Raw genomic sequence first — 26214 nt, 5'->3', positions numbered from 1 at the left:
CACCCGAGGGGTACGGCCGGGCGGCCGGAACCGGCGCGGTCACGCGCCACAGGGGCCGACCTCCGATACGGGGGACGGTGACACGGCGGGGCTCCCGATGCGGGAGCCCTGCCCGTCTGTCCGCGATCAGGTGGCCGGGTAGCTGCTGTAGTCGGGGAAGTTGCCGTAGAGCCGGCCGTCGCCGCCCACGGTGACCGCCTGCACGAGCAGGTCGCCGCCGACGAACGCGCCCTTCCAGGACGCGCCCCGGCCGCCGAACGGCTCGTCCCGGTCGCCCCGGGACCGCGGCTTGTTGATGCCCACCTTGAACGCCTGGAGGTCCACCGCCAGCTTGCCGGCCAGTTCCTCGTCGTCGCACGCGAGCGACGCGACGAGCGCGCCGTTGGAGGCGTTCATCTGGGCCAGCAGCTCGTCGGTGGTGTCCACCACGACGATCGTGTCCACCGGGCCGAACGGCTCGGCGTGCATGAGGCGGGACCGGCCGGGCGGGGCCAGCAACACGGCCGGCGCGACGTACGCGGACGTGTCCTGCCCGTCCAGGAACGGCGCGCCGTCGAGCTTGCCGCGGTGCAGCGGCACGGCGCCGCCGCGTACCGCCTCGTCGACCTTGCGCCGCAGCTCGTCGGCCTTGGCGGCGCTGATCAGCGGCCCGAAGTCCAGCTCGGGCAGCGGGTCGCCCGCCGACCAGTCGTCACCGACGGCGAGCGGGTGGCCGAACCGGATGGAGCGGACCACCGGCAGGTACATGTCGAGGAACTCGTCGACCAGGTCGCGCTGGACCACGAACCGGGGGTACGCGGTGCAGCGCTGCTTGCCGTACTCGAAGCCCTTGCGCAGGTGCGCGGCGAGCGAGTCCCACTGGGAGAAGTTCCAGATGCCCCAGGCGTTCAGACCCTCCTGCTCGATGAAGTGCCGCTTGTCGCAGTCGAGCAGCGCGGCGGCTACCTTGCCACCGTTGGAGCGCCCGCCGACGAACGCGACGGCGCCGATCTCCGGTGCCCGGACGAGCACCTCGGAGAGCTCCTCGCCGCTGCCGGACAGCAGTGTGGCGGGCAGTCCGGCACGGCGCATCAGCGCGTGCGCGACGGTGAGGCACACCGCGCCGCCCTGCGACGGCGTCTTGGCGATGACCGCGTTGCCGGCCAGCAACTGCACCAGCTCGGCGTGCACCAGCACGCTCATCGGGTAGTTCCAGGAGGCGATGTTGCTGACCGGGCCGGGCAGCGGCTCCCGGCCGTCGGCGAGCATCCGCTCGATCTCCTGCACGTACCAGCGCACGCCGTCCAGCGCGCGGTCCACGTCGGCGCAGGCCAGCCGCCACGGCTTGCCGATCTCCCAGACCAGCAGCAGGGCGAGCAGGTCGCGGTGCTCGGTGAGTGCGTCCAGCGCGTCGGTGACCCGGGCGACGCGCTCGGCCAACGGCGTCCGCGCCCACTCCCGGTGCGCGTCGGCGGCGTGGGCGACGGCGGCGCGGGCCGTGTCGGCGTCGAGCCGGGCCAGGTGGACGAGGACGGTGTTGTCCACCGGGGTACGTACGGCGGTGGGCGTGCCGAGCGCGCGCCAGTCGCCCTGGACGAGGTTGTGCAGGGTGCTGGTGCCGTCGGGGCCGGTGCCGAACGCCTCGGGCGTGGCGGCCACCGCCCGGGCGAGCGTGTCGGACCAGGAGGTGCCCTCGGCGAGTCGTAGAGCCATCGCGATCTCCTCAGTGTCGTCCGGGGAGCGGCGGCGTCGATGGCACCGCAGGTGAGGCGTACTGTCCCGCGGGGCCGAACGGCCGGGCAACCGTACGTTCGTATGCCAGGACGGCCGCGCCGTCGCCGGCGCGCTCGTGGGTGCGTCCGCCACGGTGGCCATGCCCCTGAGCTGGGACAGAGCACGCTCTATATCGAGAAGGATCGATGATGTGATCCAGCTCCCGATGGTTACCCGTGAGTACGCCCGGAGGCTCCGGATCAGCGTGGTCTTCCCCTGTGATGAACGGCGCATTACATTGTCGGTTGTCCATGGGAGCGCTCCCGAACCTCTCGCGGACACCCACCACCACCGCCACGCGGCAGCCGGAGCCCTGCGAACCCCGTCCCCGCTCCGGCTGCCGCCCGGCGCCAGCCACAGGAGCTCGCCATGCCCCGTCCGATTCCGCCGCCGGGAGGCCGGTCCCGGCTCCGCCGGCTGTTCGCCGCCGGCGCCGCGCTGGCCGTCGGCCTGGCCACTGCCGTCGCCGCCCCGCCACCCGCGTCCGCCTCCGCCGCACAGGCCGCGCCCGCGTTCAACTACGCCGAGGCGTTGCAGAAGTCGCTGTTCTTCTACGAGGCGCAGCAGTCGGGCCGCAAGCCCTCCTGGAACCGGGTGTCCTGGCGCGGCGACTCGGCGCTGACCGACGGCGCCGACGTCGGCGTCGACCTCACCGGCGGCTGGTACGACGCCGGCGACCACGTGAAGTTCGGCTTCCCGATGGCGTTCAGCGCCACAATGCTGGCGTGGGGCGCGGTCGAGTACCGCGACGGGTATGCCGCCTCCGGCCAGCTCACCCACCTGCTCAACAACCTGCGCTTCGTCAACGACTACTTCGTCAAGGCGCACCCCGCCGCGAACGTCCTCTACGGACAGGTCGGCAAGGGCGACGACGACCACAAGTGGTGGGGCCCGGCCGAGGTGATGCCGATGGCGCGGCCCGCGTACAAGATCGACGCGAGCTGTGGCGGCGCGGACCTGGCGGGGGAGACGGCGGCTGCGATGGCCGCGTCGTCAATGGTGTTCCGGTCCACCGACGCGGCGTACGCGGACAAGCTGCTCGGCCACGCCAAGCAGCTCTACACGTTCGCCGACACGGTGCGGAAGAGCTACCACGAGTGCATCACCGACGCGACGAGCTTCTACAAGTCGTGGAGCGGCTACCAGGACGAACTGGTCTGGGGCGCGATCTGGCTGTACCGCGCCACCGGCGACGCCAGCTACCTGGCGAAGGCCGAGAGCGAGTACGACAAGCTCGGCACCGAGCCGCAGTCCACCACCCGTTCCTACAAGTGGACCATCGCCTGGGACAACAAGCAGTTCGGCGCCTACGTGCTGCTGGCCAACCTGACCGGCAAGCAGAAGTACGTCGACGACGCGAACCGGTGGCTGGACTACTGGACGGTGGGCGTCAACGGGCAGCGGGTGCCGTACTCGCCCGGCGGGATGGCCGTGCTCGACTCGTGGGGCGCGTTGCGGTACGCCTCGAACACCGCGTTCGCCGCGCTGGTCTACAGCGACAAGACCACCGACACCACGCGCAAGGCGCGTTACCACGACTTCGCCGTCCGGCAGATCAACTACGCGCTCGGCGACAACCCGCGCAACTCCAGCTACCAGATCGGCTTCGGGGCCAACTCGCCGCGCAACCCGCACCACCGCACCGCCCACGGCTCCTGGTGGGACAGCCAGACAGTGCCCACCGAGACCCGGCACGTGCTCTACGGCGCGCTGGTCGGCGGCCCGTCCTCGGCCAACGACGCGTACACCGACAGCCGGTCGGACTACGTGATGAACGAGGTGGCCACCGACTACAACGCCGGCTTCACCTCCGCGCTGGCCCGGCTCACGAACGAGTACGGCGGCAGCCCGCTCGCCGGCTTCCCGGTCGCCGAGACGCCCGACCTGGACGAGCTGACGGTGGAGACCACTGTGATGCAGGCCGAGCCGCGCGCCACCGGGCTCAAGGCGATCATCTACAACAAGTCGGCGTTCCCGGCCCGGGCGCTGACCACCGGTAAGTTCCGGTACTTCTTCCGGCCCGACGGCACCGGCCCGGTGACGGTCACGCCCGGCTACACCCAGGGCTGCCCGTCGCCGTCGACAGCGAAGCAGTTCTCCGGCGACATCTGGTACGTCGAGGTCGACTGCACCGGCTACACCATCGCCCCCGCCGGTCAGTCGCAGCACCGGATGGAGGTCCAGTTCAAGATCGGGGTGCCGGAGGGCGGCACCTGGGATCCGACGAACGACCCGTCGTACCAGGCCACCGCCGGGCCGAACCGCAAGGTGCCGCTCTACTCCGGTGGCGTGCGCGTCTGGGGCGAGGAGCCCGGCCCGGTCACGCCGGACACCACGGCTCCCTCGGTGCCCGGCACGCCGGTCGCGTCCGCCGTCACGTCCAGCGGGCTCACGCTGACCTGGGCCGCGTCCACCGACACCGGCGGCAGCGGCCTGGCCGGCTACGAGATCACCCAGTCGCAGGCCGGCAGCGACGCGCTGGTGCTGCGGACCGCCACCACCAACACGCTCGCGGTGACCGGCCTGACGCCGGAGCGGACGTACCAGTTCACCGTGCGGGCGCTCGACGGCGCCGGCAACCGCTCGGCGTCATCGGCTGCCGTCAGCGTGACCACGCCGGCCGGCCCGGCGCCGGACACCACCCCGCCGACCGCACCCGGTACGCCCACCGCCTCCGCGGTCGGCGCGACCGGCCTGACTCTGACCTGGGGTCCGTCCACCGACGCGGTGGGCGTCACCGGGTATCGCGTCTACCGGGGCGGGAACGTCCTGGTCGGCACCGCCACCGGCACCACGCTGGCGGTGACCGGGCTGACCGCCTCCACCACGTACACGTTCACCGTGGTGGCGGTGGACGCGGCCGGCAACGTCTCGCCGGCCTCGCCCGGCGTCACCGTGACCACCACGGCCCCACCCACGGGTGGCGCCTGCGCGGTGACGTGGACGGCGAACACCTGGGACACCGGGTTCACCGCGAACGTCACGGTCGCGAACACCGGCACCACGGCGATCAACGGCTGGACGCTGGCGTTCACGTTCGGCAACAGCGGGCAGAAGGTCGGGCAGGCCTGGTCGGCGAACGTGACCCAGACCGGTACCGCGGTGACCGCATCCAACCTGTCCTACAACGGGACGCTGGCACCGGGGGCGTCGACCAGCTTCGGCTTCAACGGCACCCACACCGGCGACAACCCGAGGCCCGCCGCCTTCACCCTGAACGGCTCCGCCTGCACCGTCTCCTGACCGTCGAGGCAGGGCGTGGCCGGTGCCGCACCGGGCGACCGGCCACGCCACGCCTCGCCGGGCCGGGACCTTTCGGAAACGTTTCCGAAACACCATTGTCCCCGTCGATGCGCGATGGAAGCATCGACGGAGCTAGATACCCAACCGAGACGTCCAGTCGTCTTCGCCCCGACGGCCTGGGTGTTGGCCAGTAAGGAGGCCAAGATGGCCATGAGCCCATCCGTTCATCGCGGCGGGAGCCGGCGACGGCGATCGCCAGCCGTCCGAGCGCTGCTCGCCGGCGCGGTCAGCGCCGTGACGGTGGCCGCCGTCGCGGTGATGATGCCGTCGGCGAACGCCGCCGCGAGCACGTTGGGCGCGGCCGCCGCGCAGTCGGGCCGGTACTTCGGCACGGCGATCGCGGCGGGCCGGCTCGGCGACTCGACGTACAGCACCATCGCCGGGCGCGAGTTCAACATGATCACCGCCGAGAACGAGATGAAGCCGGACGCGACGCAGCCCCAGCGGGGCCAGTTCAACTTCAACTCCGGTGACCAGATCTACAACTGGGCGACCCAGCGCGGCCTGAAGGTCCGTGGGCACACCCTCGCGTGGCACGCGCAGCAGCCGGGCTGGATGCAGAGCCTGAGCGGCAGCAACCTGCGTCAGGCCATGATCGACCACATCAACGGCGTGATGGCCCACTACCGGGGCAAGCTCGCCGCGTGGGACGTGGTCAACGAGGCGTTCAACGAGGACGGCAGCCGCCGCAGCTCCAACCTCCAGGGCACCGGCAACGACTGGATCGAGGTGGCGTTCCGCACCGCGCGGGCGGCCGACCCGTCGACCAAGCTCTGCTACAACGACTACAACATCGAGAACTGGTCGTACGGCAAGACGCAGGGCGTCTACAACATGATCCGGGACTTCAAGTCCCGCGGCGTCCCGATCGACTGCGTCGGCCTGCAGACCCACTTCACCGGCGGCAGCTCGCTGCCCGGCAACTTCCAGACCACGCTGCAGAACTTCGCCGCCCTCGGCGTCGACGTGGCGCTCACCGAGGTCGACGTCACCAACGCCTCGACCAGCCAGTACGCGGGCCTGACGCAGGCGTGCCTGAACGTGCCGCGCTGTATCGGCATCACGGTGTGGGGTGTGCGCGACAGCGACTCGTGGCGCTCAGGCGAGAACCCGCTGCTGTTCGACGGCAGCGGCAACAAGAAGGCCGCGTACACCTCGGTCCTCAACGCCCTCAACGCGGCCGCCCCGACCTCGGGGCCGACCACGACGCCGACCACGGGACCGCCGCCGAGCGGTGGCGCCGGACGGATCGTCGGGGTGCAGTCGGGCCGGTGCATCGACGTGCCGAACGCCACCCAGACGAACGGCACCCGGGTGCAGCTCTACGACTGCAACGGTCAGTCGAACCAGCAGTGGACGTACACCTCCAGCAAGCAGCTGATGGTCTACGGCACCAAGTGCGTCGACGCGAACGGCGCGGCCACCGGCAACGGCACCGGAATCATCATCTGGGACTGCAACGGCCAGTCCAACCAGCAGTGGAACATCAACTCCAACGGCACCATCAGCGGTGTGCAGTCCGGCCGCTGCCTGGACGTCTGGGGCACCGGCAACGGCCAGCAGATCCAGCTGTACGACTGCCACGGACAGACCAACCAGCAGTGGCGGACCGACTTCGGTGGCACCACGCCCCCGACCACGCCGCCGCCGACCACGACGCCCCCGCCGAGCGGCTGCGCGCTCCCGTCGACCTACCGGTGGTCGTCGACCGGCGCGCTGGCCAACCCGCAGAACGGCTGGGTCTCGCTCAAGGACTTCACGAACGTGGTCCACAACGGCAAGCACCTGGTCTACGGGTCGTACGTCAACAGCAGCGGCCAGTACAGCTCGATGAACTTCACCCCGTTCACCAACTGGTCCGACATGGCCTCGGCCGGCCAGAACGGAATGAGCCAGGGCACCGTGGCGCCCACCCTGCTGTACTTCGCGCCGAAGAACATCTGGGTGCTGGCGTACCAGTGGGGACCGACCTCGTTCAGCTACAAGACGTCGAGCGACCCGACCAACGCCAACGGCTGGTCCTCGGCGCAGACGCTGTCCACCGCCACGCTGCCCGACGCCCCGTACGGCGTGATCGACCAGACGCTCATCGGCGACGACCAGAACATGTACCTGTTCTTCGCCGGGGACAACGGCAAGATCTACCGGTCGAGCATGCCGCTCGGGAACTTCCCGGGCAGCTTCGGTTCGAGCTACACGACGATCATGACCGACTCGACGAACAACCTGTTCGAGGGCGTCGAGGTCTACAAGGTGGCGGGCCAGAACCAGTACCTCATGATCGTCGAGGCGATCGGGAGCCAGGGACGCTACTTCCGGTCGTTCACGTCCAACAGCCTGAGCGGCTCGTGGACCCCGCAGGCCGCCACCGAGAGCAACCCGTTCGCCGGCAAGGCCAACAGCGGCGCGACGTGGACGAACGACATCAGCCACGGTGACCTGGTCCGCACCAACCCCGACCAGACCAAGACCGTCGACGCCTGCAACCTCCAGTTCCTGTACCAGGGCAAGAACCCCAGTGCGGGAGGCGACTACAACCTGCTGCCGTGGCGGCCGGGTGTGCTGACCCTCCAACGCTGACCGTCACACCGTTCGAGGAAGGCGTGCCCGGCACCCGTGCGGTGCCGGGCACGCTTCTTGGTAGGGCTGGCCCCTCCGGCGGGCGGACGGCGGTGAACCGGGGCAAGCTGGGGCGGTGGAGCGCGTGCTGCTGACCGTCGGACACGGGGCCGCCCGCCGGGACCAGCTCGGGGAACTGCTGGCCGCCGCCGAGGTCGCCCTGGTCGTCGACGTGCGCCGCTACCCGGCCAGCCGGACCAACCCGGACGTCCGCCGCGAGGCCCTGGAGAAGTGGCTGCCCGAACGAGGCATCGGCTACCGCTGGGAGCCGCGCCTCGGCGGCCGCCGGCACGTCCGCGCCGGCGAACCGGAACCGGACACCTGGTGGACAGTCGCGGCCTTCCGGGCGTACGCCGCGTACACCCGCACGCCCGACTTCGACGCCGCGGTGGACGAGCTGCTGGCCGACGCCGCGCGGCGGACCACGGCGGTGATGTGCAGCGAGAGCGTCTGGTGGCGCTGCCACCGGCGGCTGATCGCCGACGTCGCGGTGCTCGGCCGCGGGGTGCCCGTGTCACACCTCATGCCGGACGGGCGGCTCAGCCCGCACCGGCCCGCCGAGGGCGCCCGCCGGGTGCCCGACGGGCACCTGCTCTGGGCCGGCTGACTCAGCCGGCCAGATCCTCCGCGAGCAGATCCATCAGCAGCGCGTCGTGCCAGCGCCCGTCCGCGCCCCGCTCGTAGCGGCGCATGATGCCCACCGGACGGAACCCCACCTTCGCGTACGCCCGGATCGCCGCCGTGTTCGCCGCCGCCGGGTCGATGGTGAACCGGTGATGGCCGTACTCGTCGATCAGGTGCCGGACCAGAGTGCGGATCGCGTCGCCGCCCAGCCCCGAGCCGCGTACCGCCGGGTCGAGGAAGACGTCCAGGCTGGCGTGGCGGTAGTCCGGGTCGGTCTCGGCGTACCACTGGATCGCGCCGACCAGCCGGCCGTCGTGCTCGACGGCGTAGATCGTCACCGCGTCGTCGGCCAGGTCGGCCCGCACCGACGCGGCCAGGTCGTCGCCGCCGCGCCACCAGCGGCGCACCTCGGGAGTGGCGCGGATCGCGGCCAGGGCGGGCACGTCGGCGTCGGTCACCGGCCGCAACGTCACCGCCCGCCCCCGCAGCACGCCTCAGCCCCGCCGCTCGCCGTGCTCGACGCAGACCGCCGACCAGCCCGTCGGAACGACCTGCACCTTCATCCGCCGCCGGCAGGACGCGCACCAGCGCGGCGGCTCCCACGCCCGGGCCGCCTCGCACGCCGGGTGCGGCCCGGCCGCCACCGACTCGCCGCACCTGTCGCACCAGAGCGCGGCGGGGAGGGCCGCCGTGGCGGGGGAGGATTCGGTCACCGCTGCCTCACAGGGTCGCCGAGAGCGCCTTCACCGGCATCTTCAGGTCTTCCAGCAGCTTCAGGTCGGCAGTCGCCGGCCGGCCCAGCGTGGTCAGGTAGTTGCCGACGATCACCGCGTTGATGCCGCCCAGCAGCCCGTCGCGGGTGCCCAGGTCACCGAGGGTCAGTTCACGGCCGCCCGCGTACCGCAGGATGGTGCGCGGCATGGCCAGCCGGAACGCGGCGATGGCGCGCAGCGCGTCCTTGCCCTCCACCACCGGACGGTCGCCGAGCGGCGTGCCGGGGCGCGGGTTGAGGAAGTTCAGCGGCACCTCGTGCGGGTCCAGCTCGGCGAGCTGGGCGGCGAACTCGGCGCGCTGCTCGACCGTCTCGCCGAGGCCGAGGATGCCGCCGCAGCAGACCTCCATGCCGGACTCGCGGACCATCCGCAGCGTCTCCCAGCGCTCCTCCCAGGAGTGCGTGGTGACCACGTTCGGGAAGTAGGAGCGGCAGGTCTCCAGGTTGTGGTTGTAGCGGTGCACACCCATCTCGACCAGCTCGTCGACCTGCTCCTTGGTGAGCATGCCGAGCGAGGCGGCGACCTGGATGTCGACAGCGGCGCGGATGGCGGCGACGCCCTCGCGCATCTGCTTCATCAGCCGGGCGTCCGGGCCGCGCACCGCGGCGACGATGCAGAACTCGGTCGCCCCGGTCGCGGCGGTCTGCTTCGCGGCCTCGACCAGCGCCGGAATGTCCAGCCAGACCGAGCGCACCGGCGAGGTGAACAGGCCGGACTGCGAGCAGAAGTGGCAGTCCTCCGGGCAGCCGCCGGTCTTCAGCGAGACGATGCCCTCGACCTCGACCTCCGGGCCGCACCAGCGCATCCGGACCTCGTGGGCCAGCTGGAGCGCGGCGGGCAGGTGCTCGTCGGGAAGGTTCAGCACCGCGAGGACACCGGCCTCGTCGAGGCCGACGCCGTTGCCCAGCACCCGCTCCCGGGCCTGGTCGAGGATCTCTGGCATGGCTCGTAACCTAACAGGCCACCGTGAGCCCGGGAAACCACCGCCGCCGGCCCCCCGGCGAGCCGGGACCGCGCCACGCCGGGGCCCTCGGCACGGGTGGTAACTTCGCCCCGCGGAAGCGCCCGGCGGGGGCGGAGTCGGCGGGAGGGGACGGCACGGTGGCGGACTGGCTGGCGGCCCTGGACCGCCGCGCCGAGCTGCGGGCCCGGGCGGGACTGACCCGCACGCTGCGCCCCCGCGCCGCCGGCGACGCCGTGGTCGACCTGGCCGGCAACGACTACCTCGGCCTGGCCACCCACCCCGAGGTCACCGCCGCCGCAGCGGAGGCCCTGTCCGCGTACGGGCTGGGCGCCACCGGGTCGCGCCTGGTGCGCGGGTCCACGGACGCGCACCACGCGCTGGAGGACGACCTGGCCGGCTGGCTCGGCGTCGACCGGGCGCTGGTGTTCTCCTCCGGCTACCTGGCCAACCTCGCCGCCGTCCGGGGGCTGACGCAGCCGCGTACGCTGCTCGTCTCCGACGCCCACAACCACGCCTCACTGATCGACGGCTGCCGGATCTCCGGCGCGGAGACGCTCGTGACGCCGCACGCCGACGTCGAAGCGGTGGCCGCGGCGCTCGCCGCCGCGCCGGGCCGCCCGGCGGTGGTGGTGACCGAGTCGGTCTTCTCCGTCGACGGCGACCTGGCCCCGCTCGCGGAACTGCACGCGGTGGCCCGCCGCCACGGCGCGCTGCTGCTCGTCGACGACGCGCACGCGCTCGGCGTCACCGGCCCGGCCGGCGCCGGCGGGGTGGCCGCCGCCGGACTCGCCGGCGCGCCCGACGTGGTGGTCACCGCGACGCTGTCCAAGGCGCTCGGCGGGGCCGGCGGCGTGGTCGCCGGGCCGGCCGAGTTCGTCCGCCACCTGGTGGAGACCGGCCGCACGTTCATCTTCGACACCGCGCCGCCGCCCGCCGTGGTGGCCGGGGTACGCGCCGCGGTGCGCCTGGCCCGCACCGGTGACGCGCTGCGCGTCGAACTGGCCGACCGGGTCGCGGCGGCGGTGCGCCGGCTCGGCGCGGCCGGGCTGTCCGTGTCCGCCCCGGACGGCGCCGTGATCTCGGTGACCGCGCCCGGCCCGCAGGAGGCGACCGCCTGGGCCGCCGCCTGCCGGGACCGGGGCGTCGCGGTCGGCTGCTTCCGTCCCCCGTCCACGCCGGACAGCCGCTCCCGGCTGCGGCTCACCGTCAGCGCCGGGGTGGACCGGGCCGGCTTCGACCGGGCCCTGGACGTCATCGTGGAGTGTGCGCCATGAGTTTCGGCGACGCCTGGACCGGGCCGGTGCTGGTGACCGGCACCGACACCGAGGTCGGCAAGACGGTGGTGACCGCCGCCGTCGCCGCCGCCGCGCAGGCGGCCGGCCTGCGGGTCGCCGTGGTCAAGCCCGGCCAGACCGGTACGGCGACAGGCGAGCCCGGCGACGTCGACTCGGTGACCCGGCTGGCCGCCCCGTCGACCGGCCGGACGCTCGCCAGCTACCCCGACCCGCTGGCCCCGCTGGCCGCGGCCCGGGTGGCGGAGCTGCCGCCGCTGGAGCTGTACAACGCCGTCGACGCGATCCGCGAGGAGGCGGACAAGCACGACCTGGTGCTCGTCGAGGGCGCGGGCGGGCTGCTCGTACCGATGGGGTTGCGCCCGTCCGGCGAGCCGTGGACGGTGGCCGACCTGGCGGTGTCGCTCGGCGCGCCGGCGGTGGTGGTGGCGCGGGCCGGGCTCGGCACGCTCAACCACACCGCTCTCACTCTGGAGGCGCTGGAACGGCGGGCCGTCCCGGCCGGTGTGGTGATCGGCGCCTGGCCGACCGAGCCGGAACTGGTGCACTGGCTCAACCTGTCCGAGCTGCTGCCGGACCTGCTCGGTGCGGTACCGGCCGGCGCGGGCGGCATGGACCCGGGCGTGTTCCGCCGGTCCGCGCCCGGCTGGCTCACCCCGGCCCTGTACGGCGTGCTGGACGACTGGCGGGCCTGGGCCGAGGAGACCTGACTTTCGTCGGTGCCCGGCCCGGCCGCGCGTGGGTAGCGTGACCGCCGTGGAACCCCGCGAACGCCGACGTCGGGCCGGTGAGCTGCTGCTCTGGGCCGTGCTCGCGGCGCCCGTCGCGTACGGCCGGCTCACTCCGCCGCAGATCGGTGAGCTGCCGCCGCTGGCCGCCGCGCTGGCGCTGCTCGGCGCGGCGGTGTGGATCGCCCGCCGGTGGCCGCTGGTCGCGGTGCTCGCGGTGGTGGCGGGCTCGCTCGTCGACGGCAACGTGGTGTTCGCCATCCCGGTCTTCGGCTACCTCGCCGGGCGGCGCAGCGACCGGGCCGCACCGGCCGCTGCCGTCTTCGCCGCCATCGCGGTCACCGGCTCGGTGCTCAACCTGGGGCTGCTCGGCACCGAGCCGGCCACCTGGTTCCTGCTCGCCTCGGTGCTGCTGTTCGCCGGGGTGTTCCCCTGGCTGCTGGGCCGGCTGCGGCGGCAGCACCGCGCGCTCGCCGACGCCGGGCTGCGGCACGCGCAGGCCGAACGCCGGGCCGAGGTCGAGCGGGTACGCCTGCGCGAGCGGGCCCGCATCGCCCAGGACATGCACGACTCGCTCGGCCACGACCTGAGCCTCATCGCGCTGCGGGCGGGCGCGCTGGAACTGGCGCCGGACCTGTCCCCGGCGCACCGGGCGGCGGCCGGTGAGCTGCGGGCGAGCGTCGCCGCCGCCACCGAACGGCTGCACGACGTGATCGGCGTGCTGCGCGAGGAGCGCACGCTACGACCGCCGGGGGAGACGGTCGCCGACGTGGTCGACGGCGCGCGCGACGCCGGGATGACAGTCGACCTGCGCGCCGACGAGGCGGACCTGCCGCCGCTGCCGGCGCACGCGGTGCACCGGGTGGTCCGCGAGGCGCTCACAAACGCCGCCCGCTACGCCCCGGGCGCCCCGGTCACCGTCGCTGTGGCACGCGATGCCGGCGTGGTGACGGTCGCGGTGGTGAACGCGCCGCCCCCGGCCGGTCCGCTGCCCGGGCCGCCCTCGCACGGCTCCGGGTTGCTGGCGCTGCGCGAGCGGGTACGCCTCGCCGGCGGCACCCTGGACGCCGGCCCCCGCGACGGCGGCTGGGCGGTCACGGCCCGTGTCCCGCTGGACGGAGCGGACGCCGGGTCGCCCGCCACCGGCCCGCTCGACGGGGCGCGTGTCCCGCCCGGGCGCGCCGACGCCGGGGCGCCGGTCACCGGCCCGGCCGACGGAGCCGGTGACGGTGCCGACGCCGCGGACGCCGACCCGTTCGCCGGTGCCGGCGTACCCCGGCGGGGTGAACCGGGGGACGCGGCCCGGCGACTGCGGGAGGCCCGGCGGCGGGTGCGGCGCAGCCTGCTCGTCGCGATCGGCGCGCCCGCCGGGCTCGCCCTGGTGCTGGCGCTCGTCTACTACCCGCTCGCCACGGCCGGCGCCGTACTGGACCGGGCCGGCTACGAACGGCTGCGGCTGGGTGAGCCGCGCGAGGGGCTCGGGCTGCCCCGCCGCCAGGCCGACCCGCCCGCGACCGGTGCGGTGCCGGGCTGCGAGTTCTACACCGACGGCAACTTCCCGTTCGCCCAGGCGACCTGGCGGCTCTGCTTCGCCGGCGGGCGGCTGGTCAGCAAGGAGCAGATCGAACCATGAGCGACGACCACGACCGCCCACTGCGGGTGGTGCTCGCCGACGACGAGGCCCTGGTCCGGGCCGGGGTCCGGGCGATCCTGGCCGCCGACCCCGGTATCGAGGTGGTCGGCGAGGCGGGCGACGGCCTCGCCGCGGTCGAACTGGTCCGTGCGCACCGCCCCCGGGTGGCGCTGCTGGACATCCGGATGCCCCGGTGCGACGGGCTCAGCGCGGCGGCGCAGATCCGCCGGCTGGTGCCGGAGACCGCCGCGGTCATGCTCACCACGTTCGGCGACGACGACCTGATCGCCCGCGCGCTCGGCCACGGCGCCGCCGGGTTCCTGCTCAAGTCCGGTGACCCGCGCGAACTGCTGGCCGGGGTGCGCGCGGTCGCCGACGGTGGGGCGTACCTGTCGCCGCGGGTGGCGCGCCGGGTGATCGAGTTGAGCGGGGGCCGGCTCGCCCGCGGCCCGTACGCGCGGGACCGGCTCGCCGGGCTGACCGACCGGGAACGCGACGTGCTGGCGTTGGTCGGGGCGGGACTGTCGAACGCCGAGATCGCCCGCCGGCTGCACCTGGTCGAGGGCACCGTGAAGAGCTACCTGACGAGCGTCTTCACCCGGCTGGACGTGCGCAACCGGGTGCAGGCGGCGATCCTCGCGTACGAGGCGGGGCTGGTCCCGCCCGCCGGCTGACCAGCCCCGCCCCGCTCACGCGTCGCGCCTCGCCAGTGCCCACCGGCCCAGCGCCAGCGCGGCGGCGGTCCAGGCGGCGAGCACCAGCAGCCCGACGGCAGCCGGGTACGGCTCGGTGTCCCCGGCCAGGAAGTGGTTGCCCGCCACCCCGGGGAACGCGTCGGCGATGCGGGTGAGCACAGTGATGTCCGGCTCCTGCAACGACAGCGGCACGATCATCAGCAGCGCGAACAGCACGGTCAGCGTCAGTACCGCACCGCGCAGCGCCGCCGCCAGGCCGAGCGCCAGCACGCCCACGAGCGCCAGGTACGCCGCGGCGGCCACCACGTCGGCCACCGTAGCGCCCAGCGGGGCGCGACCCCACTCGCCCAGCACCGGCCGGGCCGTCACCGCGCCGATCGTGCCGAGCAACAGCCCGAGCCCGAACGTCACAGCGCCCACCACCACCGCCTTGGCCGCCAGCACCCGCCCCCGCGACGGGGTGCACCGCAGTGTGGTGCGGATCGTTCCGGTGGTGAACTCGCTGGTGATCGCGAACAGGCCGAGCGCCAGGACGACGTACTGGGTGAGCTCCAGCGACCCGGCCACGATCTCGCCGACGTCCACCACCCCCGGGTTGTTCGCCGGATCGTCGTCGGTGTTGGCGTTCTGCGCGTAGATGGCGAGCTGCGCGCTCGTGGCCGCCATGGTCAGCACCGCCGCGAGCAGCGTCCACCAGGTGGAGCGGACCGACCAGAGTTTCGTCCACTCGGCGGCCACCGCCCCGGCGAGCGGATGTCCGGCCGGGGCGGGCCGGGTGGTCCGCCGGGCCGGGTCGAGCGTGGACTGTGCGGTCATCGGGTTGCACCTCCGGTCGGGCCGGCGGCGTACTCCACGCTGTCGGCGGTCAGTTCCAGGAACGCCTCCTCCAGGGAGGGGGCGACGGGAGTCAGCTCGTGCAGGCGTACCCCCATCTCGTGCGCCAGGTCGCCGACCCGGCCGGCGGTGCTCCCGGCGACGGACATGCCGCCCTCGTCGGCGGTGACCGTCGCGCCCTCGGCGGCCAGCCGGTCGCCCAGCGCGGCGAGCGCGGCCGGCTCCGGCCCGCGTACCCGGACCGACGCGGCGGGCCGCGAAGCGATCAGCTCGGCCAGCGGCGCGTCGGCCACCAACCGGCCGCGCCCCAGCACCACGACCCGGTCGGCGGTCTGCTGCATCTCGCTCATCAGGTGACTGGAGACGAGGACGGTACGTCCCTCGTCGGCGAGACGGCGGGTGAACCCGCGGATCCACCGCACCCCGTCCGGGTCGAGCCCGTTCACCGGCTCGTCGAGCAGCAGCACCGGCGGGTCGCCGAGCAGCGCGCCCGCGATGCCGAGCCGCTGACCCATGCCCAGCGACAGCGCCCGGCCCGGCTTGCCGGCGGCGCGGGCGTCCAGGCCGACCAGGTCGAGCACCTCGCTCACCCGCCGGGCCGGTACGCCGTTGCTGCGCGCCATCGCCCGCAGGTGCGCCACCCCGGAGCGGGCCGGGTGCACGCCTGTCGCGTCGAGCAGCGCGCCGACCTCGTGCAGCGGGTGCCGCAGCGTGCGGTAGTCCTGGCCGTTCACCAGGGCCTGCCCGGCGGTGGGCCGGTCCAGGCCGAGCACCATCCGCATGGTGGTGGACTTGCCCGCGCCGTTCGGGCCGAGGAACCCGGTGACCTGCCCGGGGCGGATCTCGACGGTCAGGTCGTCGACGGCTGTCACGTCGCCGAACCGTTTCGTCAACGCACGAAGTGTGATCATGCGGCGACGCTATGGGCCGGCGTGGGTGCCCCACCGCCGTCGAACGGCAGCCACCCGCACTGACTTTGGTAAGGAAGGGCCCCTTCTTAACGCCTCCGGTAGAGGAAGGGCCCCTTGTTAACACCCGCAGGGCTCGGGCGTTGACGCCGCTGGTTCAGGCGCGGCGGACCACGAACGCGTCCGGCATCCGGAAGGTGAGGTTGTCCGGGCACCACGGCGGACGTACCACCGTCACGCCGTCGAGCAGCGCGGTGGCCTCGGCGACCACCACCGCGGCCTCCATCCGGGCCAGCTGCGCTCCGACGCAGCGGTGCGGCCCGGCGCCGAACGCCAGGTGCCGCCGCGAGCCGGGCTGCCCGGGACGGAACGCGCCCGGCGCGCCGACCACGGCCGGGTCGCGGCCGGCGCGGGCCAGCCAGGCGACCACGCTGGTGCCCGCCGGTACGGGCACCTCGCCGAGCGTGGTGTCGACGGCCGCCATCCGCCGCCAGGTGACGATCGGCGGCTCCAGTCGCAGCCCCTCCTCGACCACGTCGTCCACGTCGATCTCCCCGGCGCGCAGGCCGGCCCGTACCGCCGGTTCGCCGGACAGCCGGTGCAGCAGCAGGGTGAGGAACTGCGAGGTGGTCTCCTGACCGGCGACCAGCAGGAAGAACAGCGCCCCGACGACCACGTCGGGGGAGTGCCCGGCCTCGCGCAGCCGCGCGGCGAGCCCGCCCCCGGTCGCCGCGAACTCCCGCAGCACCGTGTGGAACCGGCCCACCTCGGCGGCCAGCGCGAGCTGCCGGGCGGCGTCCAGCGGCGCCCAGAACAGCTCCAGCGCGGCGCGGGCGAAGTCCTTCACCGCGCCGACCGGGGCGTCCGGCAGCTCGACCAGCCGGGCCAGCACCAGCAGCGGCAGGTCGGCGGCGAGGCCCGCGTACAGGTCGACCGGGCGGCCCGCGTCCAGTTCCGCCGCAAGCCCGGCCACCCGCTCCCGGACCAGGCCGGTCAGCCACCGGCGCTGGGCGGCCACCCGGTGCGGGTGCAGCGCGTCGGCGACGATGCCGCGGATCTCCGGGTGGCTGGCGCCGCCGTTGTTCGCCAGCGTGGGCGGCAGCCGGAACCGGTGCCCGGCGAGCACCCGCAGCGCGGCCACCGGGATCGGGGTGACCGCGTCGAGCGCGTTGTCCGGCCGGAACGTCACCGGATCAGTGAGCACCTGGCGGACGAGCGCGTGGCGGGTCACCACCAGGTGCGGCACGCCGACGTGGTCGACCACTGTGGCCGCGTCGGGCCACTGCCCGTCGACGGACTCCCCCCAGCCCCGGAACAGCACCCGGTAACGCTAGCGGCGGGCGCCGGGCGGGTTCGGGTCCAGCTCCCAGACGGTGGTGTGCTTCACCCGTACGCTCTCCAGCGCCTCCGACACCGGCACGTCGTACGCGGCCAGCTCGTGGAAGCGCTCGCGGGGCAGGAACGCCCGGCCCGGGTCGCCCACCAGGACGCGGGCGCCGGCGCGGGCGGCCCGGAGCAGGAAGCGCAGCATCCGGCGGGCCATCGCCTCGCTGTAGAAGACGTCCCCGGCCAGCACCACCTCGGCGTCGCCCGCGTCGGAGTCGAGGATGTCGCCGAGTTCGGCGTCGACGCGTACCCCGTTTGCCTCGGCATTGAGCGCGACGGCGGCGACGGCGCGCTCGTCCACCTCGACCGCCCGGACGGCGGCGGCGCCGGCGCGGGCGGCGGCGATGGCGACCAGGCCGGAGCCGGAGGCCAGGTCGAGCACGCGGCGGCCGGCGACCACCTTGGGACGGTCGGTCACGTAGCGTGCCAGACCCTGCCCGCCGGCCCAGGCGAAGGCCCAGAACGGCGGCGGCTGGGAGCTGCGGAACTCGCCCTCGGTCAGCTCCCACAGGCCGATCGGCTCGTCGGCCTGGTGCAGCCGCACCTCGGGGACGAACGCCACGGGGGCGAGGCGGGCGTGCAGCCGGACGAACGCGGCGGACAGCTCGGACACCCGAGAATTGTGTCCCACAGGGGTTCCGGAACCGATCCCGGGCGTGTCGCGGCGAGGTCGTGACCGGTTCACCACGCTCGGTGAAAAGGCCCCCGTGTTGTGGCGTTGGATGCGAACACGCCCGTCTACCGGCGTGCCCGGCGCGCTCCTAGCGTTGCCAGTGGACACGACCGAGGGGTGAGGAGGCGTGGTGAGCGGGTGGCGGCACGCGCTGCGGATCGGACTGGTGCTGACCTTCGTGGCCGGGACCGGGTACGGCGGAGCCCTGCCGGCGCGGGCGGCGGCGGCCTTCTCCACCGAGTTGAGCGGTCTGCCGGACGAGTTCACCGCTGGGAACCGGGTGGAGACGCTGTCCGCCGTGGTGTCCCGCTCCGACGGGGGCGGCTGTGTCAAGGTGCGCTGGTCGATGCTGGTGCGGGTGCAGGGCCTGCGGCTGGACCAGCTCAAGGTGGACCGGGTGGAGGACAGCGGCTCGTTCCCGCTGGAGATCCGCACCGAGGGAGACACCGCCCGGCTCACCGACCGGCAGCTCGACCCGGGCGTGCTCTGTCCCGGCCGTACCGTGACCGCCCGCTACCGGGTGGCGTTCGCCGAGGACGTCGGGCGCGGGCGGGTGAGCTTCGCCGCCGAGGCGTACGACCCGCAGTTGCGGCTGCTGGCCCGGCGGACCGCCTCCCGCGAGGTGGTGGGGGAGGAGGCGTCGCCGACGCCGGCACCCACCAGCGCGGAGCCCACCGAGACGCCGACCGGCGAGCCGTCCACCGAGGCGCCCGACGAGGAGCCCACCGACGCCGCTGTGGTGGAGCCGCCCGCGCCGGGTGGCGTGGCCGGGCGGCCGGTGGCGGACAGCGGCGGCTTCGGCATCGTGCAGGCCGCGTTCCTGCTCGGGGGCCTGCTGCTGTTCCTCGGCGCGGGCCTGTTGCTGCGGATGCGCCGCCTGCTGCGCCCCGCCGCCGACCCCGAACTCCCGCCCCCCTTCGAGCGCCCCCGCCCTAGCTGGCACTGACCCGCTCCCCACCCCAGGCACTCCCCGGTGATCAAGGAGTTCGTGTCTCCGCCGGCGGGGGCGGGCCGGTGTGGACGGGGACGGGGGAGCGGGTGCGGGCGGTCAGTCGAGCTGGCTGGGCTCCAGGCCCAGTTCTCTGGCGGCCACCAGGCGGATCCACTCGGCGATCTGCCGGCGGGTGATCACCCGCTCGTGCACCGCGAGCTGGACCGCCAGCCCGTCCATCACCGCGCTGATCCGCCAGGCCGCGCCCGCCGGGTCAGGGCAGTCGAACGTGCCCTCGGCGACCCCGGCGGTGATCACCGCGGCCAGGTCCTGCCGCCACCGCAGGTCGAGGCGGCGGGAGAGCTTCTCCAGTTCCGGGGTGCGCAGCGACTCCGCCCAACCGTCGATCCACATCGACCAGGAGGTGGCCCGGCCGGTCGGCGCGTAGAGGCGCAGCATCCGGCGCAGCTTCGCCAGCGGCGGGGCGGAGGAGCGCAGCACCGCGTCGAGGCGGGCCAGATCCTGCTCGACTGCGTACGCGAAGGCCTGCGCGAGCAGCCGGTCCTTCGTCGCGAAGTGGTAGAAGACGAGCGCCTGGCTGACCCCGGCGGCCTCGGCCACATCCGCGGTGCGGGTGTTGGCGAGCCCTCTCTCCGCGATCACCTCGCAGGCCGTACGCAGCAGCGCGTCCAGGCGGATCTCGGCGGCTCGTCTCGTCACGGCGTTACGGTAACCCATCCGTATGACCACAGGGAGTTACCGAAGCGGCCGGTCGGCAGCAGGACAGTCGGATGCCGGACACTCGGCTCGCCGCGCGGATTCCGCAGGTCCCGGCCCTGCCCGCCGACCTCGGACGCCGGCCACCCAGGCTCCTAGGAAGCCAGCGCAACGAGGCGTCGACGACATCCGGACGCGCCGGAAGGGGACCCGATTTGGCAACCGTTCCCGGGCTCGGCTAAAGTTCTCATCCGTCACCGGATAACACCGGGGGCGTGCGGACGTAGCGCAGCTGGTAGCGCATCACCTTGCCAAGGTGAGGGTCGCGGGTTCGAATCCCGTCGTCCGCTCGGAGATGCCGCCACGCAGTTCGGGGGCAACCTCGGTGGAGTGGCCGAGAGGCGAGGCAACGGCCTGCAAAGCCGTGTACACGGGTTCAAATCCCGTCTCCACCTCGGCATTAGACGAGGGCGATTGGCGCAGTGGGAGCGCGCTTCCTTGACACGGAAGAGGTCACTGGTTCAAACCCAGTATCGCCCACCAGCGGAAAGGCCGTGTCGATCTCATCGACACGGCCTTTCTCGTCGTCGCCGATCAGTCCAGTGCCGCGCCGCTGGCCATTGCCGCCGCCGGAGCGCCCCGCCCAGACTGGCCCGGTGGACGATCAGCAGACCCGAGCCCGGCAGTTCCGCGCCCTGCACCTGCCCGGTGAACCACTGATCCTGGTCAACGCCTGGGACGCGCTGAGCGCCCGGATCGTCGCCGCGGCCGGCGCCCGGGCGGTCGCGACCACGAGCGCCGGGGTCGCGTGGAGCCGCGGCGCCCCGGACGGCGACGCGCTCGCCCGGGACACCGCCGTCGACGTGATCCGCCGGGTCGCCGACGCGGTCCGCGTACCGGTCACCGCCGACATCGAATCCGGGTACGGCGACAGCCCCGACGATGTCGCCGAGACCATCACCGCTGTGCTCGCGGCCGGGGCCGTCGGTGTCAACGTGGAGGACTCCCGGCACGACGGCGGAGGGCCGCTGCGCCCGGTCGGCGAGCAGGTGGCCCGGCTCGCCGCGGTCCGGGCCGCCGCCGACCGCGCCGGCATCCCGCTGTACGTCAACGCGCGGGTGGACACCTATCTGCGCAGCGCCGGTGGCGTACCCGAGACGGTCGCGCGCGCCGAGGCGTACCTGGCCGCCGGAGCGGACGGGATCTTCGTACCCGGAACGGTGGAACCGGAGACGGTGGCCGCGCTGGCGGCGGCGATCCCGGCGCCGCTGAACGTGCTGGCCGGGCCGAGCGCGCCGCCGATCGGCGAGCTGGCCCGGCTCGGCGTGGCCCGGGTGAGCATCGGACCGGCGGTGGCCGAGGCCGCGTACGCGGTGGCACAGCGGGCGGCGGCGGAGGTGCTCTCCGCCGGGACGTACGGCGCGCTCGCCGGCGGGCTCGACTTCGACGCGCTGAACGAGCTGATGCGGAGCTGATCCGGACGGCGCGGCATCGACCTCGGGACGGGGCACCGGGTTGAATGGTCCGGTGGTCGCCGTCGCGCATCCGATCCGGGGAGCCGTCGATCGGCGGCCGGGGAGCAGGTCGCCCCGGCGGGGGAGGCGCGGATGACCGCCTCCGTCCGCCCGGTGCCCGCGCTGCTGGGCCCGCCCGTCGTCACGGGGGCCGCGGCGGGGGCGTGCGTGGCCGCGCTCGCCGCCCTCGGGGCAGCGGGTCACGGCGGCTTCGCGACCGAGCCGGCCGGCGCCCTCGCCCTGGCCGTGGCGGCGGTGGCCGCGGCGGTCGCCGCGTCCCGCCTCGCCCGCTCCGGCCACCGCGCCGCCGGGCGGCTGGCGACCGGGCTCGCCGCGTCGCTGCTGGCGTACCTCGGGCTCGCCGTCCTGGCCGTCGCCGCCGTCGCGGCCGGCCACCGGTGGGCCGGGCCGGCCGTCGCGGCGTGGAACTCGGCGTGGATCCCGCCGCTCGCACTGATGCCACTGACCGCCTCGGCCGCCGTCCGCACCGGCGCGGCGACCCCGAGAACCCATCGGTACGTGGTTCTCGTCCTCGGTGCGGCCACGCTCGTCAACGCGCTGCTGACGACGGCGACCGATCCGTTCGACGGGCTGCCGACGATCGCGGGGGAGTCGTGGCGCACCGCGCTCGCCCCGGTCGGCGCCGCCGTCACCCTGCTCGGCGTGGCGGCGCTGCTCCTGCTGCCGCTGACGCTCTGGCGGGCCGCCCTCGGCTCGCACCACACCGTGCGGGCACGGCTCGGCGTGGCCGCCGCGGCCACCACTGCGGCACCGTTGACTGTCGTCTTCTGCCTGCTGCTCGCGGTCGCCCGCGCCCCCGGTGACGTCGAGCCGTCGCTGGGCTCGGTGGCGTTCCTGGTGGCCCTGTCCGGCGCCGCCGTGTTCGCCGCCGTCTGCGCGGTCACCGCCGCCCGGGGCGCCACCGAGCCTCGCCGGGTCGGCACTGTGGTGCGCGCCGCCGGCCTGGCCGCCGCGGCCCTGCTGGTGGTCGGTGTCGGCACGCTCGTGGCCGCGCCGGGCTCCTCCCTCGGCCCGACCGCTGTCGCCCTGGTGGTGTCGGCGCTGACCGTCGTCGTCGGCGGTGGGGCGTGGGCCGGAACGGGCCGGCTGGCGGCGCTGCTCACCGCCGCGCCGACAGTGCCGCCGGTGACGCCGCACGGCGGCGCAGAGGGTACGGAGGCAGGCAGCGCGGCGGGTACGGCGGACGTCGCCGAGCCGGCGGACCCGGCCGGTGGGGCAGTGGAGGCCACGGTACCGCCGGAGGTGTCCGGCGCGGAGCTGCCGGGCACGGGGGTGCCCGCCGGGACGGGTCCGGCCTCGGTCGGCGGGCTGACGGCACGTGAACGCGAGGTCCTCGCCGCGCTCGCCGAAGGCGCCAGCAACGCGGGGATCGCGGCGCAGCTCGTGGTCTCCGAGCGGACAGTCGACGCCCACCTGCGCGCCGTCTTCGTCAAGCTCGGCCTGACCCCCGGCGGCGACACGAATCGGCGGGTACGGGCGGCGCGGATCTGGCTGGAGCACACGCGGCAGCCGCGCTGAGCAGGAACTTCCCGAAGATAGGTGCTGAGGCCGATGCCCGTGCGGGCGGTTCTCGGCACGGTGGGGCGACACCCGATCGACGGAGGCTCCCACAGTGCCCGTACCGAACACCGTGCCCGCACCGACGTTGCGCCGCGCCGCGCTCGTCGCCCTTTTCGTCCTGCTCCTGGTGGCCCTGGCCGGCCGTACCCTGTTCATGTTGTGGGAGCCGCCGTTCGACGGCGCGATCCACTACGACGACGTACGCGATCTCGGGTCCGCGTACTGGCCGATGAACCTCTACCTGGGCGGGCCCGCGTACGCCGTCTCCTGGGTCGCCGCGGCGGTGTTCATCGTCAGTCTCGCCCGGGGCCGCGCGGGCCTGCTGAACCTGGTGGGGGCCTTCCTGGCCGGCCTGGGAGGTGTGGTGTTCGCGCTGGCGATCACCGCGGAGGTGCTTCCGTTCGCCTACGCCGCCGACCCGGCCGTCCTGCCCGAGCAGGAGGGACGCGCGTTGTTCGACACGTTCAACGACCAGCTCGACGGGCTGCTGCCGGCCATCCTCGGCAGCCAGGTGGCGATCGTCCTCGGCATGGTCCTGGCGCTCGTCGGGATCCTGATCGGCCGGACCATGCCGCGCCCGCTGGTCATCGCCGCGCTCGCCTACGTCGTGGCGTTCGTACTGGTCCCGCAGGACGCCGGTCGTGCCGTGGTCGTCGTGAGCTACCTGCTCCAGGTGGCGCTCGTCGCCGCGATCGGCTGGTACGGGCTGCGCGCCGCCGCTGACGGCGAGCGGCCGTAGCAGAGCGGGCCGGCCGGATCGGGTGCTCCGGCCGGCCCGGTCCGGGACCGATCAGCTCCGTCGGCCCCGGTCGCGATCACATCGGCGGGGCGACGTCCCGGCGCTCCTCGACCCGGCGGTACTCCACCGGCTGCTCGGCGGTGGTGGTCACCACCTGGCGACGGCGGCCCCACACCAGCGTGGTCATGATGAGGCCGAGGACGCCGGCCGCCATCAGGATCCAGCCGACGACGTCGAGGTCGACCCCGCCGACGCTGGCGTTGAGCGCGAACGTGAGGATCGCGCCGACCGCGATCAGGAAAATGCTCGTACCGATACCCACGACAGCCTCCTTCGGGGGATGGTTGTGCTGTCACCGGCCTCAGTACCCCGGCGGCGAGCAGCGCAACCACACGGCCACCCGGCGCGGCGGGGGTATGCCGCACGGCGATCTTGGCATCGGGTAGAGTTCACCCCGTCGCCGGCGCGAACCGGCGGCACGCGGACGTAGCGCAGCTGGTAGCGCATCACCTTGCCAAGGTGAGGGTCGCGGGTTCGAATCCCGTCGTCCGCTCGCGATTGCCCGGGCGATTGGCGCAGTGGGAGCGCGCTTCCTTGACACGGAAGAGGTCACTGGTTCAAACCCAGTATCGCCCACCGAGAGTCACCCTCCCCGCCCGCCGGCGCCGCCGGTCGATCGGCGGACGTATCCCACCGGACGGTCCGTACCGGCCACATCGGTCACCCGCCTCCACCGTGCGGGTTATTCAGCCGCTGCCACCGCGCGTGTCACTGTGATGCCCGATACGCAGGGAGGCGGTCACATGCACATGATCGAGCGGGGACGGTGGCGGCGGACGGCCGCCCGGTTAGGGGTGGCGACTGTCGTCGCGGCGGCCGGGGTGACGGTCTCGGCCGCGCCCGCGCAGGCCACCGCGACGCGGACGGTGGCGTTCTACAGCATGGACGAGCCGGCGTCGTCGACGGTCCTGACCGACTACAGCGGCAACGGCCGCCACGGCACGATCGGCGGCGAGGTGGTCACCGGCGCGCTCTACGCCGGGGCGACCGGCCACCGCTTCGCCACCCACCTGCCCACCGACCAGGAGTACGTCCCGGGCCACGTCGACCTGGTGCCGCACAGCACCGACTTCAACCCGGACGCCGGGGACTTCTCGGTGACCGTCCGCTACCGGACGACGTACTCCTTCGGCAACATCCTCCAGAAGGGACAGGGCAACACGGCCGGCGGCTACTGGAAGTTCGAGGCGCCCAACGGCAAGCCGAAGTGCCTTTTCCGGGGCGCGGACGGCGCCTCCCGTACCGGCTACACGGACGTGCCGATCTCCGACGGTCAGTGGCACACGGTCACCTGCAACCGCACCTCCGCGTACGTGGAGATGTACGTCGACGGCGTGCGGACCAGCCGCCTCAACGGGCCGACCGGCACCATCGCCAACACCTGGCCGCTGTCCGCCGGCGGCAAGAGCCAATGCGACGGTACGAAGGTCACCTGCGACTACTTCGCCGGCGACATCGACTACGTGAAGATCCTCAAGGGATCGGGCGGCCCGGCGAACCAGGCGCCGGTGGCAGCGCTGACGCCGACCTGCTCCGGGCTGGTGTGCACGTTCTCCGGCGCGGCCTCCACCGACGCCGACGGCGCGATCCAGGATCACGTCTGGACCTTCGGCGACGGGGACGCCACCGGCACCGCCTCCGTACCGGCCACGTCCCACACGTACGCGGCCGCGGGCACCTACCCGGTCACGCTCACCGTCACCGACGACCGGGGCGCCACCGGCACCGCGACTGTCGACGTGACAGTGGCGCCCGTACCGGAGCGGATCTCGTTCGTCGGCCAGGCCACCGCGAACGCCAACTGGACCAGCCACACGGTCACCGTCCCGGCGAATGTGCAGGCGGGTGACACGCTGCTGCTCGTGCTCAGCCAGAACACGCACACCGGCACCGGTGAGCCGACCGGGGTGACGGGCTGGACCAGGATCGACCGCCTCGACGGCGGCTTCGCCACCACCACGGCCTGGTGGAAGACAGCGAGCGCGGGCGACGCGGGCACTGTCGTCCGGGTCACGCTGGACAGTCAGGCGAAGGGCAATCTGGTGCTGGCCGCGTACCGGGGCGTCGCCCCGATCGCGCCGGTCGTCGCCAGGGCCACCGACCCGGCGAGCACCGCCACCCGGATCACCCCGTACGCGCCGGTGACCGCCGCGCAGAGCTGGGCCGTGTCGTACTGGCTGCACGGCGACAGCACCTCCACCGCGCTCACCCCGCCGTCCGGCGTGGCGGTGCGCACCAACACCTCGCAGACCGGCGGCGGCCGGGTGACCGGCCTGCTCGCCGACTCGGCGAGCAGCGTGCCGACCGGCAGCTACGGCGGGCTCACCGCCACCGGCGCCGCGGCCAGCACGACCACCACCACGTGGACGTTCGTCCTGCCCCCGGCCTGACCCATCGGGTACGCGTGAAGGCCGGCACCCCGGGTTCGGGGTGCCGGCCTTTCGCTGTGTGTCTTACTTGTTCGTCTTAGCTGTTCCAGTGTTCGGCT

General features: G+C 73.8%; 22 protein-coding genes and 5 tRNA genes. 17 read left to right on the top strand and 10 right to left on the bottom strand.

The annotated features are described in order from the left end of the window. Positions 1 to 126: 126 nt before the first annotated feature. A complete protein-coding gene (locus tag Q3W68_RS00135; protein WP_302903537.1) occupies positions 127 to 1692 on the bottom strand; it encodes an aldehyde dehydrogenase family protein in 1566 nt (521 codons plus the stop codon). A 429-nt stretch (positions 1693 to 2121) separates the two neighbouring features. On the opposite strand from Q3W68_RS00135, the gene Q3W68_RS00130 reads away from it, so the two are divergent. The 3 genes from Q3W68_RS00130 to Q3W68_RS00120 all read left to right on the top strand — a co-directional run bounded on the left by Q3W68_RS00130 (position 2122) and on the right by Q3W68_RS00120 (position 8281). Then, entirely contained in the window at positions 2122 to 4995 is a 2874-nt protein-coding gene (locus Q3W68_RS00130; RefSeq protein WP_302903536.1) for a glycoside hydrolase family 9 protein, read from the top strand. 204 nt (positions 4996 to 5199) lie between these two features. Continuing rightward, on the top strand, positions 5200 to 7635 hold the full coding sequence (locus Q3W68_RS00125; protein ID WP_302903535.1) for a non-reducing end alpha-L-arabinofuranosidase family hydrolase: 2436 nt from the start codon (positions 5200 to 5202) through the stop codon (positions 7633 to 7635). A 115-nt stretch (positions 7636 to 7750) separates the two neighbouring features. Continuing rightward, positions 7751 to 8281, top strand: a complete 531-nt coding sequence (locus tag Q3W68_RS00120; RefSeq protein WP_302903534.1) for a DUF488 family protein — start codon at positions 7751 to 7753, stop codon at positions 8279 to 8281. A 1-nt stretch (position 8282) separates the two neighbouring features. Here Q3W68_RS00120 and Q3W68_RS00115 read toward each other — a convergent pair whose 3' ends face one another. Genes Q3W68_RS00115 through bioB form a run of 3 tightly spaced genes read right to left on the bottom strand, consistent with a single transcriptional unit; the run spans position 8283 to position 10014 of the window. Then, positions 8283 to 8789 carry a GNAT family N-acetyltransferase gene (locus Q3W68_RS00115; RefSeq protein WP_302903533.1) on the bottom strand — a complete coding sequence of 169 codons (507 nt, stop codon included), beginning with the start codon at positions 8787 to 8789 and terminating at the stop codon, positions 8283 to 8285. Positions 8790 to 8792: 3 nt separating this feature from the next. After that, complete coding sequence (locus Q3W68_RS00110) at positions 8793 to 9011, bottom strand: hypothetical protein (RefSeq protein ID WP_091420122.1); 219 nt, start codon at positions 9009 to 9011, stop codon at positions 8793 to 8795. A gap of 7 nt (positions 9012 to 9018) precedes the next feature. Beyond that, positions 9019 to 10014, bottom strand: a complete 996-nt coding sequence (gene bioB, locus Q3W68_RS00105; RefSeq protein WP_013284870.1) for a biotin synthase BioB — start codon at positions 10012 to 10014, stop codon at positions 9019 to 9021. 158 nt (positions 10015 to 10172) lie between these two features. Here bioB and Q3W68_RS00100 point away from each other — a divergent pair, with 158 nt between their 5' ends. Genes Q3W68_RS00100 through Q3W68_RS00085 form a run of 4 tightly spaced genes read left to right on the top strand, consistent with a single transcriptional unit; the run spans position 10173 to position 14362 of the window. Then, a complete protein-coding gene (locus Q3W68_RS00100; protein WP_302903532.1) occupies positions 10173 to 11309 on the top strand; it encodes an 8-amino-7-oxononanoate synthase in 1137 nt (378 codons plus the stop codon). Continuing rightward, positions 11306 to 12037 (top strand): dethiobiotin synthase, encoded by a 732-nt coding sequence (gene bioD / locus Q3W68_RS00095; protein WP_302903531.1) that lies wholly within the window; start codon positions 11306 to 11308, stop codon positions 12035 to 12037. Before Q3W68_RS00100 ends, bioD begins: the two co-directional genes overlap by 4 nt. Before the next feature lie 46 nt (positions 12038 to 12083). Beyond that, positions 12084 to 13688 (top strand): sensor histidine kinase, encoded by a 1605-nt coding sequence (locus tag Q3W68_RS00090; RefSeq protein WP_302903530.1) that lies wholly within the window; start codon positions 12084 to 12086, stop codon positions 13686 to 13688. Beyond that, positions 13685 to 14362, top strand: coding sequence for a response regulator transcription factor (locus tag Q3W68_RS00085; protein WP_302903529.1), 678 nt, complete (start codon positions 13685 to 13687; stop codon positions 14360 to 14362). The genes Q3W68_RS00090 and Q3W68_RS00085 overlap by 4 nt, the downstream gene beginning before the upstream one ends. A 15-nt stretch (positions 14363 to 14377) precedes the next feature. Here the strand turns inward: Q3W68_RS00085 and Q3W68_RS00080 are convergent, their stop codons facing one another. The 4 genes from Q3W68_RS00080 to Q3W68_RS00065 all read right to left on the bottom strand — a co-directional run bounded on the left by Q3W68_RS00080 (position 14378) and on the right by Q3W68_RS00065 (position 18124). Beyond that, positions 14378 to 15199: an ABC transporter permease gene (locus tag Q3W68_RS00080; RefSeq protein WP_302903528.1), complete on the bottom strand. Its 822-nt coding sequence runs from the start codon at positions 15197 to 15199 to the stop codon at positions 14378 to 14380. Continuing rightward, positions 15196 to 16128: an ABC transporter ATP-binding protein gene (locus tag Q3W68_RS00075; protein WP_302903527.1), complete on the bottom strand. Its 933-nt coding sequence runs from the start codon at positions 16126 to 16128 to the stop codon at positions 15196 to 15198. The genes Q3W68_RS00080 and Q3W68_RS00075 overlap by 4 nt, the downstream gene beginning before the upstream one ends. Positions 16129 to 16282: 154 nt before the next feature. Next, positions 16283 to 17446 (bottom strand): cytochrome P450, encoded by a 1164-nt coding sequence (locus tag Q3W68_RS00070; RefSeq protein WP_302903526.1) that lies wholly within the window; start codon positions 17444 to 17446, stop codon positions 16283 to 16285. Between the two features lie 9 nt (positions 17447 to 17455). Then, positions 17456 to 18124 (bottom strand): methyltransferase, encoded by a 669-nt coding sequence (locus Q3W68_RS00065; RefSeq protein WP_302903525.1) that lies wholly within the window; start codon positions 18122 to 18124, stop codon positions 17456 to 17458. 190 nt (positions 18125 to 18314) lie between these two features. On the opposite strand from Q3W68_RS00065, the gene Q3W68_RS00060 reads away from it, so the two are divergent. Beyond that, positions 18315 to 19130, top strand: coding sequence for a hypothetical protein (locus Q3W68_RS00060; RefSeq protein ID WP_302903524.1), 816 nt, complete (start codon positions 18315 to 18317; stop codon positions 19128 to 19130). 102 nt (positions 19131 to 19232) lie between these two features. Here the strand turns inward: Q3W68_RS00060 and Q3W68_RS00055 are convergent, their stop codons facing one another. Next, entirely contained in the window at positions 19233 to 19835 is a 603-nt protein-coding gene (locus Q3W68_RS00055; RefSeq protein WP_091420285.1) for a TetR/AcrR family transcriptional regulator, read from the bottom strand. Positions 19836 to 20109: 274 nt separating this feature from the next. Between Q3W68_RS00055 and Q3W68_RS00050 the strand changes: the two genes are divergently transcribed. The 6 genes from Q3W68_RS00050 (at position 20110) to Q3W68_RS00025 (ending at position 23666) form a co-directional block, all read left to right on the top strand. Then, positions 20110 to 20182, top strand: a tRNA-Gly gene (locus tag Q3W68_RS00050). A 34-nt stretch (positions 20183 to 20216) separates the two neighbouring features. Continuing rightward, positions 20217 to 20287, top strand: a tRNA-Cys gene (locus tag Q3W68_RS00045). A gap of 13 nt (positions 20288 to 20300) precedes the next feature. Further along, positions 20301 to 20375 (top strand) — tRNA-Val (locus tag Q3W68_RS00040). Positions 20376 to 20488: 113 nt separating this feature from the next. Further along, positions 20489 to 21307 (top strand): isocitrate lyase/phosphoenolpyruvate mutase family protein, encoded by an 819-nt coding sequence (locus tag Q3W68_RS00035; protein WP_302903523.1) that lies wholly within the window; start codon positions 20489 to 20491, stop codon positions 21305 to 21307. Positions 21308 to 21439: 132 nt separating this feature from the next. Beyond that, the gene (locus Q3W68_RS00030; protein ID WP_302903522.1) at positions 21440 to 22885 is read left to right on the top strand and encodes a response regulator transcription factor; all 1446 of its coding nucleotides are present in this window, start codon (positions 21440 to 21442) and stop codon (positions 22883 to 22885) included. Positions 22886 to 22979: 94 nt separating this feature from the next. Continuing rightward, positions 22980 to 23666, top strand: a complete 687-nt coding sequence (locus Q3W68_RS00025; RefSeq protein WP_302903521.1) for a hypothetical protein — start codon at positions 22980 to 22982, stop codon at positions 23664 to 23666. A gap of 76 nt (positions 23667 to 23742) precedes the next feature. On the opposite strand, the gene Q3W68_RS00020 is transcribed toward Q3W68_RS00025, so the two are convergent. Next, positions 23743 to 23988: a DUF6458 family protein gene (locus Q3W68_RS00020; protein ID WP_013284878.1), complete on the bottom strand. Its 246-nt coding sequence runs from the start codon at positions 23986 to 23988 to the stop codon at positions 23743 to 23745. Between the two features lie 158 nt (positions 23989 to 24146). Here Q3W68_RS00020 and Q3W68_RS00015 point away from each other — a divergent pair. The 3 genes from Q3W68_RS00015 to Q3W68_RS00005 all read left to right on the top strand — a co-directional run bounded on the left by Q3W68_RS00015 (position 24147) and on the right by Q3W68_RS00005 (position 26116). Beyond that, positions 24147 to 24219: transfer RNA gene (locus Q3W68_RS00015), tRNA-Gly, on the top strand. A gap of 11 nt (positions 24220 to 24230) precedes the next feature. Next, positions 24231 to 24302, top strand: a tRNA-Val gene (locus Q3W68_RS00010). A 167-nt stretch (positions 24303 to 24469) separates the two neighbouring features. After that, a complete protein-coding gene (locus tag Q3W68_RS00005) occupies positions 24470 to 26116 on the top strand; it encodes a PKD domain-containing protein (RefSeq protein ID WP_302903520.1) in 1647 nt (548 codons plus the stop codon). The last annotated feature ends 98 nt before the right edge of the window (positions 26117 to 26214 follow it).

The sequence above is a fragment of the Micromonospora sp. C28ISP2-4 genome, from assembly GCF_030519385.1.
GTDB lineage: Bacteria > Actinomycetota > Actinomycetes > Mycobacteriales > Micromonosporaceae > Micromonospora > Micromonospora tulbaghiae.
This window is presented reverse-complemented; position numbering and strand designations above follow the sequence as displayed.

Coding starts and splice junctions, on each gene's coding strand:
- Q3W68_RS00135 (WP_302903537.1), bottom strand. CDS start 1,692: ATGGCTCTACGACTCGCCGAGGGCACCTCCTGGTCCGACACGCTCGCC.
- Q3W68_RS00130 (WP_302903536.1), top strand. CDS start 2,122: ATGCCCCGTCCGATTCCGCCGCCGGGAGGCCGGTCCCGGCTCCGCCGG.
- Q3W68_RS00125 (WP_302903535.1), top strand. CDS start 5,200: ATGGCCATGAGCCCATCCGTTCATCGCGGCGGGAGCCGGCGACGGCGA.
- bioB (WP_013284870.1), bottom strand. CDS start 10,014: ATGCCAGAGATCCTCGACCAGGCCCGGGAGCGGGTGCTGGGCAACGGC.
- bioD (WP_302903531.1), top strand. CDS start 11,306: ATGAGTTTCGGCGACGCCTGGACCGGGCCGGTGCTGGTGACCGGCACC.
- Q3W68_RS00085 (WP_302903529.1), top strand. CDS start 13,685: ATGAGCGACGACCACGACCGCCCACTGCGGGTGGTGCTCGCCGACGAC.
- Q3W68_RS00080 (WP_302903528.1), bottom strand. CDS start 15,199: ATGACCGCACAGTCCACGCTCGACCCGGCCCGGCGGACCACCCGGCCC.
- Q3W68_RS00075 (WP_302903527.1), bottom strand. CDS start 16,128: ATGATCACACTTCGTGCGTTGACGAAACGGTTCGGCGACGTGACAGCC.
- Q3W68_RS00030 (WP_302903522.1), top strand. CDS start 21,440: ATGACCGCCTCCGTCCGCCCGGTGCCCGCGCTGCTGGGCCCGCCCGTC.
- Q3W68_RS00005 (WP_302903520.1), top strand. CDS start 24,470: ATGCACATGATCGAGCGGGGACGGTGGCGGCGGACGGCCGCCCGGTTA.